Here is a 16,052-nt window from a genome sequence, read left to right as displayed (position 1 = left end):
GAAGTGTCCTTTTGTTATGGTCAAAACAAATGGAATGGGAGTAAGGAACTTGTAAACCCGCATGAAATCTGGCAAGATTTATCTTTTTGAAAAACCAAAAAATTATATGGAGAAAAAGACGGTAAGATGTGCGGACTTAGAAGAAAAGGAGCCATAAATATGAGTAGAGAACCACTGATAAAAATGGAATATATGAAAGGAAAAGACGGGATGTTATATCCGAATCTACAGATATCGGAGAATAAGGAATACGATCAAAGGAGTATCGGAGTGTTTGGGAAAGGATGGAAGGATTATATGCTGGAGTATTATCCTCATAGGCTGTCGGAACTGATTGCACAAGGTAAAATCAACGAAACAATCTACAAGGTGGAAGAGGAAGCAGAAGAAAAGAAAGAAAAGCTGATACAAGATCTCCTGCGTATACAGCCGATGCCGAAAGCAGAGAGTATATTGGAGAGAGCAGCACATATGAAGATGATAACCATGCAGGCAGAAGAAATTATTCTGCATGAAGTGTCGCATCAATTCCGATAAAAAGCGGTAAAGCGTATAGAGCACCCAAAGGAGAGGCTTCTTAAAAGTATTTTTCCGCTTTTAATTTAAAAAGAGCAGATTATGATTCTATGTTGAATGTAATTGAAACAAGAAAGGGGGAATGCTATAATAAAGGTGAAAAAGGATGATAAAGAAAGGTGGGAAGAAGATGAACAAGATTTATGCAGAGCATGAAATAAGCGGTATCGTTGGACCAATCTTAAAAGCATATGATGTGAATCGTGCATGGCTGTTCGGTTCTTACGCCCGTGGAGATGCATCCGAAGAGAGCGATATAGATTTGCGGATTGAAGGCGGACAGATAAAGGGAATGTTTGGCTTGGGCAGGCTGTACGATGAATTGACAAGCGCATTGAAAAAGCCAGTGGATTTGGTGACGACAGAGGCGCTGAGCCATAAAGCAAATGTGCATAGAGTAAGTAGGTTCCGTTCCAATATTGAGGAGGAAGAAAAGCTGATATATGAGAAACAGGAATATTGATATTCTAGAACATATAAGAGATTACTGTATTGATATCGGTAATACAATGCAGAGGTTTGGAAATGAAAAGGCGGTATTTGAAACAGATATGGACTATCGCAATTCGGTATGCATGAGTCTGCTTCAGATAGGAGAACTGACGGGGCACTTGACGGAGGAGTTCAGGGATAGCACAAAAGAAAGAATGTACTGGCCAGCCATCAAGGGTATGCGGAATCTTTTCGCACATAACTATGGAGCGGTGGACATTGATAAGGTATGGGACACAACAATTTCCGATATTCCACAGCTATTCGCTTTTTGTGAAGAAAATATTCAAAGGTGTCGGGTTATGATGCAGGAGGAAGTGCTTCCGGAGCGGGAAGATGACTTGGAGGAAGATCAGGAGCGTTAAAGAATATTTATTGGAGCATCATGAGAAAAATCTCATGGTGCTCTTACATTTTCAAGAAATATTAAAATAACATTTTCTAATCAAGCAATAAACCAACAAAAAATTCTGAAAAATCTACATTATATATCTGCTTCGAGGCAAGGAAGTTACTTATGCGTATATCAGTTTCTATCTTGGAATAGGTACTGCTGACATATTACTGCCCATAAGGTGTAGTTTAGTTACTAATTCTGATTGAGAATAACTGAATTTCTCTCTTAAGTTCAGTAAATGTTCACCTATTTTTATATCCTGAAAGAGTGAAAGCATAAATAATAACTGTGCGAAAATAAATTCTATTAGGAAATGAGTGGAATTTAAAAACACATTTTTGTGATAGATCAGAAATACTTGAAATTTGTTGAAAATGTTCGTATATAATAATATACTAAAAAAGTACATATTGCAGCTTTTGTGGATGTTTAATATGGAATATGTTACTACAGCAGAAAAGTGGCACATTTCTTGAGAAGCACTTCTTGCAGTATCACAAAGGAGTTATGAATTATGACAGATGAAACAATAAAACAGATAATATAATTTCGTGATGATCGAAACTAGAAGTAGCTGAATTACTGGAAGTCTTCCAATGGAGTGGTGAAGATGTGAACTGTATAGGGAAAATGGACAAGATAAAAGAAGAACTTGCGGATGCTGTGAATTATTGTATGCTTATGGCAGATGCCTGTGGATTAGACCTTGATAAAATTGTTCAGAAGAAGGTTAATAGAAACAATGAGAAGTATCCCGTAGATATTTCTAAGGATAGTAAAGAAAAATACGATCAGTTTAGAAGGTGATGGAGTATGGATAAAACTCTTCAGTATTACAACAGCAAAGCAAATGAATTTGTGAATAACACCGTAGATGTGATATTTTCGGATATGCAGGATCAGTTTCTTGAGTTTTTACCGACTGATGGAATGATTCTTGATTTTGGTTGTGGTTCTGGTAGAGATACAAAGTATTTCATAGACAAGGGCTACAAGGTTGACGCTATTGATGGGTCAGAAGAACTTTGTAAAATTGCAAGTGGATTTTCTGGAATAAAAGTTAAATATATGCTGTTTCAAGAATTGAATGAGAAAGAGAAATATGATGGAATATGGGCGTGTTCATCCATATTACATCTTTCAAAATCTGAGCTTACGGATGTGTTTAGGAAAATGATTAAGGCGTTAAAAAGAAATGGCATTATTTATACATCTTTTAAATATGGGAATTTTGAAGGAGTGAGAAACGGAAGATTTTTTAGTGATTTTACAGAAGAATCTTTTCAAGAATATGTTGTGGACTTAGAAGGTATTGATATAGAAAAACAATGGATGACAGCAGATGCAAGACCAGGCAGGGGTGAAGATAAATGGCTCAACTTGATACTGAGAAAATTGGATATCAATTAAATATGGATGGCAAATATTATAACAGCCTTGATATAGAAGCATTCTCTCATATGATGAAGAATCCGTCATACTGTTATAAATTTTATTGGCTTGAAGCAGTCGTTTCTCTTATTTCTGAAGATATAAAAGAGACCAACTTTAATGAGATTATTGATGAAATGATTGCCAATGCATGGTATTCAGTTTTAGAATTCCATATTCATCTCAGTGGTATAATAGATGGTCAGGTCAAAGATGGATTGGAAAGAGCTGTTCTAACTTTACAGGAATTAAGTGGGCTTCCGGGAAATGCATCAAAAGTTGAAATAAAGAATAAGATTAAAGAGTATGATAAAGAACTAAAAACTTATAAGGAACAACTTACCAATATGGTTCCGTATAGAGCACTTGCAGGATTTTTTGATAAATGTGAGGAACGTGCAGATTGGGAGAGTGCTCGTAGAATGGTTGCCTATATTGAAAGAGTCAATCAGGTGACATTATTGCCATATACACTTGGTACAGGAAGTAAGCTTAAGAAAGAAGTCTATTTTAATGAATTCTGGATAAAGATGATACAAGATCATACGGTTTCAATTCTTGGATGGATTCAGTATGAAAAAGTTAAGTGGCTTCAAAATAATAATCCTGAAGTTCCGGGACTTGTTTATAAACTTGCGCCAATGGATGAAAAGATGCGCAAACTAAACAACGTAAGAAAACTGTGGGAAGTAGTTTTGGACAATCGGCCTATCGTAGATGTATTTGAAAATTTGCCTATTGTTAAAGGTAATTATGACGTGGATCATTTTATTCCGTGGTCTTTTGTAATGAATGATGAACTATGGAATTTAATGCCGATGGATTCCTCACTAAATTCATCAAAAAGTAATAAACTTCCAAAATGGGATCCGTTTTTCAAACGATTCGCAGGTAACCAGTTTATTCTGTATGGCATGATTCATGATGACAGAAAGCCAGAGTTCAGAAGGAAGTACGAGGCTTGCTATCGAGACAATCTGCATTCCATATGGGCAAATCAGGAGCTCTATAGAAAAGGAAATTCAGAAGAGGAATTTTATAATATACTAGAAAAAAACATGCAGCCGGTCTATGATTCGGCAAGAAGACAAGGGTACCAGATTTGGTAAAAGGGGACTAGATACATGACAAATGAAAAATTAGCTGAAATAAGGAATGGTTTTGAAACGGCATACATAGATGGAACATTTTCGTCTAATCTGGCTTACAAGCCACAGTTTGTTTCAAACAATCATAGAGAAGGAAAGAAAGTACTCTCATCCATTGAGGATGAGCTTTTGGCATGCAATCAGTTCCAGATCAGTGTGGCATTTATTACAATGAGCGGAATTACACCTTTGCTTCAGACTCTTAGGGTACTTGAGAAGAAAAACATTCATGGAGAGATTCTCACTACTAATTATTTGAATTTTAGTGAGCCTAAAGCATTAGAAAAATTAAATAGGCTAAAGAATATTACGCTTAAGATGTACGATGTAGAAGCTGCTGATGAAGGTTTTCATACTAAGGGATACATTTTTAAGAAGGAAGAAATCTATCGGATTATAATCGGTAGTTCTAATATTACAAGTGCAGCATTGACAAGTAATCGGGAGTGGAATACAAAACTAGTATCGACTGAGCAGGGAGAGATGGCACAGGAGATTATTGCGGAATTTAAAGAACTTTGGAAATCTAGGTATGCACTGGGATTTGATGAATTTTATGAGGTTTATTTAGAACAATACAAAACGATCAAGCGTCAGCGTGAGATTGCAAAGTTAGATGAGATTACATCTATTGAAAAATATCGATTAAAACCAAACAGTATGCAGGTTGGATTTATTACAAATCTAAGAAAAATATTAGAGTCTGGTGAGAAAAAAGCTCTTCTGATTTCAGCAACGGGAACAGGTAAAACTTATGCTTCAGCCTTTGCCATGCGTGAGCTTGGCTTTAAGAGGGTGTTGTTTTTAGTTCATAGAGGACAGCTTGCACGTCAGACAAAGAAATCCTACGAAAAGGTATTTGCAAAGTCAGTATCGATGGGATTAGTTGGGGCAGGATATCATGAATACGATTGTGATTATGTGTTTGCAACAGTTCAAACATTAAATAGAGATGAGTATTTATTAGAATATGCTTCGGAAGAATTTGATTGTATTATTTTGGATGAAGCTCATCATACATCTGCAGATACTTATCAGAAGGTAATGAATTATTTTAAACCCAAGCTTTGGCTTGGTATGACGGCAACACCTGATAAGAGAGATGATAATATTGAGAGTAAAAATATCTACGAAATTTTCAATTATCAGATTGCATATGAGATCCGTCTTCAGCAAGCTATGGAAGAAAATATGCTTTGCCCATTCCATTATTTTGGAATCAGCGATATTTCAATGATAAGTGATAAGCAGATGAAAGCAAAGAATATTTCAGAAAGAGATTTTAACAAGATAACCGGTGATGAACGTGTACGGCATATTATCGACCAATCGAATTATTACGGGTATAGTGGAGATAGAGTAAAGGGTTTAATATTCTGTAGCCGGATAGATGAATCTGAAAGACTTTCTGAAAAATTTAATCACATTATGAATCCGGCAACTGGGAAATTATATAGAACAATTGCGCTGAATGGCAATGCTTCGGAGGGCGAACGCCAAGAAGCATTTGAAAGATTAGCAATGGATGAAGATAAAGTTTGTGATAAGATAGAACCATTGGATTTTATTTTTTCTGTTGAAATTTTGAATGAAGGTGTAGATATTGTTGAGGTCAATCAGGTAATTATGCTTCGCCCTACGCAGTCACCAATTGTATTTATTCAGCAGTTAGGAAGAGGTCTTAGAAAAGCGGAGGGAAAAGAATATGTTGTAATTTTGGATTTTATTGGTAATTACAATAATAATTTTATGATACCAATTGCTTTATCAGGAGATCGTTCTTATAATCCAGACACCATTCGTAAATATGTTATTAGTGGTAATAGTACAATTCCTGGAGCTTCTACGATTCATTTCGATGAGATTTCTAAAGATAAGATTTTTTCGTCCATTGATAAGATTAAGGGGATGAAATCGATTATCAAAGAAAGCTATATTTCTCTGAAAAATTGATTGGGCAGAGTGCCTTATCTTTTCGACTTTTATGAAAATGGAGAAATAGATCCACTTGTAATTATCCGGGAATATAAAACCTACCAAAGTTTCTTGGAGTCTGTAGAGAAGGAAATATATATGGGAAAGGTAACGAAGCAGGAACTGGTTACCTTAGAATATCTATCAAAGACAATTCTTAGCGGATCAAGGCCATATGAGCTTGAAATATTAAAGCATTTTTTAAATAGTGAAGTAATCTATGTAGACCAGATGAAACAAGAGTTTCAAGAGGTATACGGTTATGAGGTTGACCTGATGTCTTTTGAAAATGCGATAGAAGTTCTGAAGGGAAAATTTGTAAGCAAAGAAGATGAGTACAAAAAGTATTGTCATATTGACATTATAGATTACGATGAAAAGAGAACATTACAAAGGCTTAAGAGTTTTGCGGAACGTCTTCAGCATATTGAGTTTAACAAACAGATCAATGATATTATTGAAGTAGGACTTAAAAGATATAGGGAAAAGTATTCCATTAACCAAGTTGAGAATATTCCATTTGTTTTGTATGAAAAATATTCCAGACGTGATGTGAGTCTTTTGATGAATTGTGGTAAGGATCTATCATCAACAATGTATGGAATGAAGCGAATAGATGACGATGTATTTATTTTTGTGACTTATCATAAAGAAGAAAGCTCTGATGATAAGAATTATGTAGATGGGAAGCCTGATTATGCAGATGCTTTTGAAGATAATATGATTTTTAGATGGGATTCTCAGATGGGACGAGGAATTGATAGTTCCTATGTTGCGGATGTATTGACAGCACCACGAAAACATCTTTTTGTCAAGAAAAGTGATGCAGAAGCCTATTTCTATTATATGGGACAGTTTAACGTAATAGAAGTAGAGCCAGCTCGTAAGAAAGATAATAACGGAAAAGAACGTGATATAGTGAAATTCCAGATGAAGATGCATCATACAGTTAGAGAAGATTTGTTACGTTATTTGCAGAGTAAGATTAAGAAAGAGAAAGTGAAGGCAGGATGAAAATAGTTAGAGTAGTGGCTGCAGTGATTAAATCTGCTAATGAAAAGGGAGAACCAATAATTTTTGCTACACAGCGTGGTTATGGAGAATTCAAAGGTGGCTGGGAATTTCCGGGTGGCAAGATTGAAGAGGGGGAAACGCCTCATGAGGCTCTAAAAAGAGAAATAAAGGAAGAACTAGATACAGAGATATCAGTAGGAGACTTGATTGATACGATAGAATATGATTATCCTAAATTTCATCTCTCGATGGATTGTTTTTGGGCAGAGATAATCGCTGGTGATTTAGTGCTTAAAGAACATGATGCAGCAAAGTGGCTGATAAAAGAAGACTTGGATTCTGTGGAATGGCTTCCGGCGGATATTTCATTAATACATTCTATTGAGAAAAAAATGTAAATACTACGATAAGTGGATGATAATAAGCTTATTTGTTTTCCACGCCACTACTGCCTCCGTAAAATCTTTTTCTGCCCAAAAAGAGCAGACACGGTCAAGCATTTGTTTTTCGTCCGTGGTATACTATTTTTGTAGAGAGGAAAATTATATGCATGCATGGGAAGCCATACAGAAAACGCTGAACCACATCGAGAAGCATATTGGCGAGGAAATGCAAATCGAAGAACTGGCAGAAATTGCCTCACTTTCACTGTTTTATTATCAGCGATTATTTACACGACTGGTAAAAACATCGGTCCGAGATTATATTAAGTTGCGTCGATTGGCAAGAGCTGTCGTTCCGTTGCGTGATAAGAAAAAAAATATTATCGATATTGCAATGGAATACGGTTTTGGCAGTCACGAAACGTTTACGCGAGCTTTTAAGGAAACATATGGCATTACCCCATCGCAGTACCGAGATAAACCTGTTAGCTTACAGAATTTTGACAAACCTGATTTACTGCTTGGCTACATCATAATAGATGAGGGCGTGCCGCTGATTAGTGAAGGCTTGGTTCTGGAAATGAACCGCAGATTTCTTGATGAGCCGATTCGTTTTCTTGGTGTGATAGGATATTACCCATTCAAATATGGTAAAATGGTTGGCGAAAGAACCGGTGTCGATACGGTTAGTGAGATTTGGGACAGATTTTTCAGGGAACTTCCTGATATTCCGCATATTTCCAAAGGACGTTTGATCGGTGTTTCTTATCACGGCGATGCCCCCGACGGTTATTCGAGTTATTTTATTGGTGCAGAAGTCGAGAAAGATAAGGAAAGCCATAACTTTGCCAATTGGGAACTGCCTGTACGAGAATATGTAGTCTGTGGCTTTGAGGCAGAGAATAACGGACAGATGATGATTGGTATGGGAAAAGCGATGAAATATACTAGATTTTGGCTGAAAGAACACGACTTGATTGCCGATGGATTTTTTCCCGAGATGTATTATCAAAGAACGTCCGGTATCGCTTATGTAGAGCTGTGGATTCCGTTTAAGAAACGGGAAAAATGATAAAGTTAATAAATTAATAAAATTAATAAATTAATAAATTAATTAGGAGGAAAAATAAATGAGTATGTATGAAGAGGGATTAAAATTAATGGAGGAGAAATTCGGCAACGGCAAGGATAACAATATCTCGCTGGCGACAATTGCGCTTGAGTCGAGTGCCGACGGAAAACCTTGCCCTAACGTTCGAGTTGTGGATGCTTATTATGAAGATGGTACATTTTATGCTGTTACATATGGAAAATCAAACAAAATGCAGGAAATTGCACAAAACTCGGAAGTTTCGATTGCGGCTTGTCATGAGATGTTTACTGCTTGTGGTGTAGGTGAAAATCTTGGTTGGGTGCTTGCCCCCCAAAATGCTGAAATAAGAAACAAGCTTCGCAAAGCGTTTTCCGATTGGTACGACATGGCCAATAATGAAAAGGATGAAAATTGTGTTTTTTTAGCAATTCACCTCACAAAGGGAATTTTAAATATAAACCATTGGGAAAAACTATATCACATGGATTTTATCAATAAATATTGCGATTAAGACAGAATTTGAGCATTGATAACCCGGCGTTATAAGCATTAAATTCTACAATCCTGGTAGTAATGGCAATCAGCAATAACTAAGATTATCGATCAAAACTAAATAAGCACGCATAATCCCCCCTAAACGGCAAGACGTCCCGTTTAGGGATTTTTATATACAATCAAATTTTCAAGGAGTGTTCCAACTGCAAGAAATTAAATTATTGCCTGCCATAGACGGTGAAAGTCTGTTAGATTTTGATGTTGAGCCGCCAAAGTTTATCATAGCAAGGCTTCTTCCAATCGGTCTGCACATACTTTCGTGAAGTGCTAAAATCGGCAAAGGCATTGCCGAATCTACAGATATCGGAGAATAAGGAGTAGGAGTACAACAAAAGGAGAGGATTCTTATGGTACTTTCTTCACTTTTGATTAGAAAGAGTAGATTATGATATCTATGTTCCTTTTCTATGATTTACATGGATAAGTATTGGTGGTATAATAGTTAGCGACAACTAACCAACTTTGAGGAGATGAAAATATGTTTAATCGAATTATTCAAAATACAAGAAAGCCGGAAGGGATTTTTGGCAGAATGATATTAAAAGGTATGAACACCGGGCATGAGAAATTGGCTGCATGGGGGCTTTCGCATCTGGCGTTGCGCACAGGTTCTCATATATTGGATGTGGGCTGCGGAGGCGGAGCAAATATTGCCAAAATGCTTAAAGATGTACCTGAAAGTATCGTGGACGGCTTGGATTATTCGGCAGAAAGCATTGCTTTCAGTCAAAAGACCAACGCTGCTCATCTTGGAAAGCGATGTGAAATCCATCAAGGGGATGCTGCAGATTTGCCTTATCCCGCTCAGACTCTCGATTATGTGACTGCTTTTGAAACCATCTACTTTTGGCCGGATTTGGACGCTGCTTTTAAAGAGATCAGGCGCGTGTTAAAAGCGGGGGGTGAGTTGTTAATCTGCTGCGAGGCGGATGATCCACTTGATACTACATGGACGGATCGGATAGAGGGAATGACTGTACATAGGGGAGAGGATTTGAAGGAGCATCTTTTGCGTACGGGCTATCAAAAGGTGGAATTATATCACAATGAAAAAGGATGGATGTGTCTGACCGCCGTTCGCTGACTATTATTATAAGGTAATTAACTGTAACCATTACATTTATTAAGAGGTATTATAATGCGAATAATTTATGACAGTAAAACAGGCTTGGGGAAAAAGTTTGCCGAAAAGTTGCCGTATTCGGTGCAGCCTGTTTCCGAGCCGCTTTTGGGGCCGTGTATTTTGATTACGAGAAATGAAGGGCTGGGTCTGATTCCTAAGCCCACACAGAGATTTTTGAAGCAGTACAGTGCACTTGTCAGAGGTGTTGTCATTAACGGTAACAAGCGTTTTGGAAGATTCTATTGTGCCGCGGGACCTAAAATTGAAAGACACTATCGTGTGCCTGTAATACGGAACATAGAAGGCGAAGGAATAGACACCGATGTACAAGTTGTAGTGGAATTTCTTCAAGAGCTGGAGTCGGTGAAAGGAGATATGTAATGGATTGGATATTAGTTTCGTTGATTGCGGGTCTTATCAGTGCAATATGCTGGCTGATTGGAGATATCTTTTTGGTTGGTTTTGATCTTGAGGAAGAAAAATATAATGAATTTCTGAAAAACACAAACATTAAAAATAAAAAAACAACGATTCTGATGCTTTCGGGTTCCGTCCCGCGTTTGCGTTTTGGCGCGTTAATTGCTAACTTTTCTATTCCTCTTATGGTAACCTCTGTTTTTGCTCTTTACAAGCTGGCAAGTCCTTCTCTGTGGACTGCCGCAGCTGTTGCACTACTGGGACTAGGTTTTTCTATTTCGCCGGTGGCGCATGTCGCTTTTTATTACGTGGGAACATTATCTAAGGGCCTTTATAAGGATTATCGGGAAGGGCGGCCTATGAGCAAATCTTGTGAGGAATTGGTCAACGAATATGTACGCTTTATGGATATTACATGGTGGGCGGCCATTGGGATCACGGCTTTGGGCTGGATTCTGTATACTTCTTTAATTTTACTGGGAAAAACCTCATTCTCACCGCTATTCGGCTTGCTTACACCTCTGATCGTAAGTCCTATGGCAGGACTGCTGAGTGCAAAGTTTAAGCTTGGAAGGCCTTATTTGAATGGAGCCGGCTTCAATGTAGGCCTGACTGCATTTTTCTTATCTGCTCTCATCTGGTATGTGTAATATCTTCCTGCTGTCAAAGGAGATAAGGGATTAGCCAGACTCCTGATACAATAAAAAACGAGCCGGATGTTATAGCCACAAAGCGCAGAAACGTATGAAACGTAGCAATTTCATACGTCTCTGCGCTTTGTAGTTTTGTATTCTAAATATACCCTTGACAATATATAAGAAAAGATATACAGTGTAATTATACAGTTGAACTATATATTGAAACTGTATATGATTGGAGCGATTATATGATAATAAAACGAAATAAACTTCTCCCTTTGACAGAGACTACCTTTTATATACTGTTAGCCCTGCGAACGCCGGGGCATGGATATCAAATCATGCAGACGGTGGAAGACTTGAGTGGCGGCGAGGTGCGCATTGCAGCGGGAACAATGTATGGAGCATTGGAAAACCTATCGAAGCAAAAACTTATTACAGCTATGCCAAGTGATGATCCACGGCGAAAAATATATCAGATTACCGACTATGGCAAAGAGATATTAGCACTTGATATCCGGCGCTTAAATCAGATGATCTGCGCCGCGGAAAGTGAGGGGATAAAAGTATGAAAAAATATCGAATGTTCTTTCGATTTGAAAAGGAAGAAGCCTGGCTGAATGAACTGGCGGCCGAAGGCTGGTGTTTTATGGGACGCACCTTTTGGGGAAACTATATTTTTGAAAAAGACGAACCGAATCCCTCAGACAATATCCGTATTGATTTTCGACAGTTTAATAAAAAGGATGATTTTAGGGAATATATCCAGCTTTTTAGCGATAACGGCTGGAGTCATATCTATGGGACCAAATACTCGGGATGGCAATACTTTGCACCCATAAAGGCAGATGCTCCCGAAGATATTTTCTCAGATAATGCAAGCAAAGCTGGACGATATCATCGCTTGTGTGCATTTTGGCTCTCTTTATTTGTGGTATATACTTCCTTGTTTGCAGTCAATATTTTTAATAATGCAGATGATCCTACCACAATTTTTCGGCCGAAGGAACTCTATTACACCCCCGGCCTTTGGGAAATGACCGGTTCGAGTTTTTGGAGAGCGTTCCTCTTTGAAACACCTTTTGCACTTGGGAGAGGTTTCGCGGGACTGTTTGAAATCGTAGTACTCGGCCTTTGTTTGTACTTCGTTGTACGCTCTTACATCGAGGGTAAAAAAACGAAATTGGAAAGAGGGTGAGAACATGAAAATTATAGAACGACTTGTTACTGTGGTATTCTCTATTCTTCTTATTGGCACGTTTACGGGATGCGGCAAAGAAAGCAACACCCCTGATTATACATTGCTGCAACCTTATATCATCGATGTGGAGGAGGCAGAATTACCTAATAGTGGCATTATTTCCCTGGGAGAAGCAACCCACGGTAACAAGGATTTCACGGTGCTGAAACTTGAGGTGTTTCGCCAACTTGTGGAGCAAAGCGATATACGGGCTTTTGCCTTAGAAGGTGATTTCGGCGGCTGCCAAAAGGTAAATCAGTATATCCGAACCGGCGATGGCAGTGCAGCCGAAGCTGCAGCTGAAATTGGTTTTGCAATTTACAGAACAGAAGAAATGACAGCATTGCTTGATTGGATGCGGGAATATAATACGGGGAAACAAGAGAAAGATCAAATTAGGTTTTATGGATATGATATGCAGCGATACGATAATAACAAGGAAGAATTGGTTGTTCTCTTGGGGCAAGTACTTCCAAAACTCGCAGTAGAGTATGAAGACGTCCTTTCTGGTATTTCAGATGATACCATGTTTGATCTTGACAAATCTACCGTAGAAAAAGCAATCCCACAGTTGGAAGTGCTTGATGGTAAATTGGAATCGCAAAAGGACACTATAGTTGCGGAGATTGGCGAAAAAGAATATGACATGTGCCGGGCTCTTTCTGCTTGTTTGCTGCAAAATACCCGCTTGCGCACAGCTAACAATTATGGAACACTCAGAGATGGTTATATGGCAGAACACGTAGCGTGGATTTATGAATATGAGATGAAATATTTTGGTGCCGAAGGAATTTTCATTACCGGGCATAACGGACATATCGGAAAAAGCACGGCTACTGTCGGAACGAAAAAATCAATGGGACAGATTTTGAATGAACGGTTTGGAGAAACCTATTATGCGGTAGGTACGGAGTTTGGTTCCAGTCGTTTTCTTGCACCGGACAGCAGCGGCGAACGACGAGAGTTTAGCATAGAAAATAAAGGCGACGGCCGCCTGGCTGTTTTGCTGGCGCAATCAGAGAAGGCTTCCCTATTTCTCGATTTGGATGCCGCTGCGCAGGATAATACTCTTTTCGCTTATTTGGAAAGACCGCAGTCAATGAGTTCCATAGGGGAGTATTTTTCTGACATACATTCATTGTCAGAGAAAGGTTATACACAGCGCCTATCCCCGCTGAAAAGCTATAACGCATTGATTTATGTGCGGGCAGCATCACCATCAACAATGCTGGAATGAAAATACAAAGCTGACTTTTGTATTTGCAACTTCGATAAATGCTTCTTTCAGAAGAACAAAAGACTCCTTCGTGGAGAAAAGTACCAATAAAATAGTAATGAAAAAATCTCCTGCATAAAGCAAGAAAGATAAAGGATTCCTATTGTCGATGAGCGAAATAGCAATAGAAGTAATTCGGACAATCCTTTATTTAAAGTGAAAAAATGTCTGTTATTGTAGATTTTTAGAATAATAGGCTGTATAATAATACAAAAAGGGGGAAAAGAAATGTATTGTGAAAAATGTGGAACCATTATAGAATCAAATAATCAACCGTGCCCACGTTGTGGTTATTCCGGACAACCAATAGAGGCTACTTCTTATACACATCAAGCATCGTCTGACAAGTCACCGGTAAATTTTCAAATCCCTGATCAGAAAAAATGGAATCCTTTAGTAAATATTATAGCTGGAATCTTGATAGCAGTGTTTTTATTAGCGACAGTAGGGATTATTTTGCTTACAGAGGTAAAATTTACTGCGTATGAACAAGGTTCCGGCACCGCAAATAAGGCGGAAACAACTATTGGAAAGGAAGTAATAGCAGATTTTGTGAAAGAAGTAAATGTTGTATTGGGCGTAAACACCAATTCAAACACAGAACAGATGGAAAATGAAATCAGTGGAGAGGCAGATACAGAATTCATTTTTCAGGATAGCAATTCACGCTTTTTAGAGGAAGACGAGATTCGCGCCTTGTCTAAAGAGAATATTAGATATGCCAGAAATGAAATTTATGCTCGCCTTGGAAGAGAATTTTCAGATGAGCAGCTACAGGAGTATTTCAACGAGAAATCATGGTATGCTCCAAAGTACTCAGTAAAAGAATTTGACAGCTTGGGAGATAGTGTATTCAACGAGTATGAATTATACAATAAAAATCTAATTTCGAAGATAGAAAAAGAGATGGGGTATTAGGGGGATAAATATGTTTTGTGAAAAGTGTGGAACAAAAATTGACGATAACTCTCTGTATTGTGAGAATTGTGGAGCAAAGATAGAGCATGACGAAAGAGAAAAAAATGAAGTAAAAATAGATGCAGCTATTGAATCAGAGGTTCATCCGGACATAGGGAATAATGCAGAATCAGAAGCAGCATATAATCCGGTGACTCAAATCAATATGGAACAACCTAATATTGCGCAGCCATATGTGACACGGCCGCCGGTTTATAAAGCACCGATGGAAAAGGGAAAGAAAGTATTTATTGCTGAGATTATCTTGCTTGTAATATTAGCAGTGGTATTTTACAAAGTAGGTGAGAAACAATATAGTCCGGAAACAGCGGCAGATAATTACTTTAAAGCAGAGGCAGCAGGAGATTGGGAACAGCTTTATGAAATGATGGATTTACCGGATTCTCCATTAATGACAGCAGAATTATTTGCAAATACAATGCAAAGTACTAAAGTAAGAGATATTACAAACTATACTGTTGAAGCAGGGAGTGATTTATTCGGTGGAGATAAAGATATCGTAAAAGATTTCACTTGTGAATTCGTAGTCAAGGGGAAGAGCGGAACGAGTACAGAAAATATAAGTGTAGTGAAGCAGCAGGAAAAGAAATGGCTGATTTTTGATGAATGGAAAGTTTCACCCAGTGATAATGTAGTAGATAATTTTGCGGTTTATATCCCTTTTGACGCAAAGGCTACTATTGCAGGCATAGATTTGAATGAACTTGATTCCGATCCTCAGAAAGAAGGAAGAAGATTAAAATATATACTTCCTCAAATGTTTGAAGGCAAATACGAAATCAGGGTTAGTGCTCCATATAGAGCGGAATATGCAGATAGTATAGATGTGACCCCTTATAACAATACATACTATGCGGATAATATGCTGTTAGAGAGTAACATACTAGAAACAGTGGAACCGATATGTACAGAATTCTTGGAAAAATATTATGAAAATTCTCTGATAGAGGGAAATAGTTATGATCAATTTGTAGAATCAGTAAAACACATTATTTCAGAAAATTATGAAGGAAGTTATAATTATGAAAATGCAGCAAATTTACTGAACAATAATGAAAAAGTGACGAAGATGAATATCAAGTCTATTACATATAGCTACAATTACAAGGGGCAGACTGATGATGGTAATTTGACAATTGCTGTGAATGCTGATGTAAATTATAGTATAGATGGTTATAGAATTAATAGAGACTGGTGGACAGAAAAGGAAACAAAGGAACCTTTCTCAGACAGATCAGATGAAGCATATGGAAGTTTTGTACTTGAATTAGTAGATGGACAGTGGAAAATACTGGAGTAAATATGATGGAGGGAAAA

Annotated in this window: 17 protein-coding genes and 1 pseudogene; all 18 read left to right on the top strand. The window is 37.7% G+C overall.

Features of this window, described 5'->3' with window-relative positions; translation table 11 throughout:
* Nucleotides 1–159 precede the first annotated feature (159 nt).
* The 18 genes and pseudogenes from CC90_RS0112575 (at nt 160) to CC90_RS0112485 (ending at nt 16,035) form a co-directional block, all read left to right on the top strand.
* Nucleotides 160–537: a TnpV protein gene (locus tag CC90_RS0112575; protein WP_031391120.1), complete on the top strand. Its 378-nt coding sequence runs from the start codon at nt 160–162 to the stop codon at nt 535–537.
* 169 nt (nt 538–706) lie between these two features.
* Nucleotides 707–1,039, top strand: a complete 333-nt coding sequence (locus CC90_RS0112570) for a nucleotidyltransferase family protein (protein WP_031391119.1) — start codon at nt 707–709, stop codon at nt 1,037–1,039.
* Nucleotides 1,020–1,433, top strand: coding sequence for a HepT-like ribonuclease domain-containing protein (locus CC90_RS0112565; RefSeq protein ID WP_031391118.1), 414 nt, complete (start codon nt 1,020–1,022; stop codon nt 1,431–1,433). Before CC90_RS0112570 ends, CC90_RS0112565 begins: the two co-directional genes overlap by 20 nt.
* 644 nt (nt 1,434–2,077) lie before the next feature.
* Entirely contained in the window at nt 2,078–2,272 is a 195-nt protein-coding gene (locus CC90_RS0112560) for a MazG-like family protein (RefSeq protein WP_334291782.1), read from the top strand.
* 6 nt (nt 2,273–2,278) lie between these two features.
* Nucleotides 2,279–2,875: a class I SAM-dependent methyltransferase gene (locus CC90_RS0112555; RefSeq protein WP_031391116.1), complete on the top strand. Its 597-nt coding sequence runs from the start codon at nt 2,279–2,281 to the stop codon at nt 2,873–2,875.
* A complete protein-coding gene (locus tag CC90_RS24410; protein WP_031391115.1) occupies nt 2,836–4,005 on the top strand; it encodes an HNH endonuclease domain-containing protein in 1,170 nt (389 codons plus the stop codon). Before CC90_RS0112555 ends, CC90_RS24410 begins: the two co-directional genes overlap by 40 nt.
* Nucleotides 4,006–4,020: 15 nt before the next feature.
* Nucleotides 4,021–7,032, top strand: a pseudogene (locus tag CC90_RS22380) (DUF3427 domain-containing protein).
* Nucleotides 7,029–7,430, top strand: coding sequence for a (deoxy)nucleoside triphosphate pyrophosphohydrolase (locus CC90_RS0112540; protein WP_031391114.1), 402 nt, complete (start codon nt 7,029–7,031; stop codon nt 7,428–7,430). The pseudogene CC90_RS22380 and the gene CC90_RS0112540 overlap by 4 nt, the downstream one beginning before the upstream one ends.
* 148 nt (nt 7,431–7,578) lie before the next feature.
* Nucleotides 7,579–8,487 carry an AraC family transcriptional regulator gene (locus CC90_RS0112535; RefSeq protein ID WP_031391113.1) on the top strand — a complete coding sequence of 303 codons (909 nt, stop codon included), beginning with the start codon at nt 7,579–7,581 and terminating at the stop codon, nt 8,485–8,487.
* Between the two features lie 58 nt (nt 8,488–8,545).
* Complete coding sequence (locus tag CC90_RS0112530) at nt 8,546–9,019, top strand: pyridoxamine 5'-phosphate oxidase family protein (RefSeq protein ID WP_031391112.1); 474 nt, start codon at nt 8,546–8,548, stop codon at nt 9,017–9,019.
* 522 nt (nt 9,020–9,541) lie between these two features.
* Nucleotides 9,542–10,147, top strand: coding sequence for a class I SAM-dependent methyltransferase (locus CC90_RS0112525; protein ID WP_031391111.1), 606 nt, complete (start codon nt 9,542–9,544; stop codon nt 10,145–10,147).
* 54 nt (nt 10,148–10,201) lie between these two features.
* Complete coding sequence (locus CC90_RS0112520; protein ID WP_035315701.1) at nt 10,202–10,567, top strand: class Ib ribonucleoside-diphosphate reductase assembly flavoprotein NrdI; 366 nt, start codon at nt 10,202–10,204, stop codon at nt 10,565–10,567.
* Nucleotides 10,567–11,253, top strand: coding sequence for a DUF6796 family protein (locus CC90_RS0112515; protein ID WP_031391109.1), 687 nt, complete (start codon nt 10,567–10,569; stop codon nt 11,251–11,253). Before CC90_RS0112520 ends, CC90_RS0112515 begins: the two co-directional genes overlap by 1 nt.
* Before the next feature lie 236 nt (nt 11,254–11,489).
* Nucleotides 11,490–11,813: a PadR family transcriptional regulator gene (locus tag CC90_RS0112510; RefSeq protein WP_330373228.1), complete on the top strand. Its 324-nt coding sequence runs from the start codon at nt 11,490–11,492 to the stop codon at nt 11,811–11,813.
* The gene (locus CC90_RS0112505) at nt 11,810–12,439 is read left to right on the top strand and encodes a DUF2812 domain-containing protein (RefSeq protein WP_035315699.1); all 630 of its coding nucleotides are present in this window, start codon (nt 11,810–11,812) and stop codon (nt 12,437–12,439) included. Before CC90_RS0112510 ends, CC90_RS0112505 begins: the two co-directional genes overlap by 4 nt.
* 4 nt (nt 12,440–12,443) lie before the next feature.
* Entirely contained in the window at nt 12,444–13,718 is a 1,275-nt protein-coding gene (locus CC90_RS0112500; protein WP_051869536.1) for an erythromycin esterase family protein, read from the top strand.
* A 267-nt stretch (nt 13,719–13,985) separates the two neighbouring features.
* The gene (locus tag CC90_RS23200; protein WP_031391105.1) at nt 13,986–14,675 is read left to right on the top strand and encodes a YARHG domain-containing protein; all 690 of its coding nucleotides are present in this window, start codon (nt 13,986–13,988) and stop codon (nt 14,673–14,675) included.
* A 10-nt stretch (nt 14,676–14,685) separates the two neighbouring features.
* Complete coding sequence (locus CC90_RS0112485) at nt 14,686–16,035, top strand: zinc-ribbon domain-containing protein (RefSeq protein ID WP_031391104.1); 1,350 nt, start codon at nt 14,686–14,688, stop codon at nt 16,033–16,035.
* The last annotated feature ends 17 nt before the right edge of the window (nt 16,036–16,052 follow it).

It is taken from the genome of Kineothrix alysoides (assembly GCF_000732725.1).
GTDB classification, from domain to species: Bacteria; Bacillota; Clostridia; order Lachnospirales; family Lachnospiraceae; genus Kineothrix; species Kineothrix alysoides.
The sequence above is the reverse complement of the archived record's forward strand: the minus strand, read 5'-3'. Positions and strand labels throughout refer to the sequence as shown.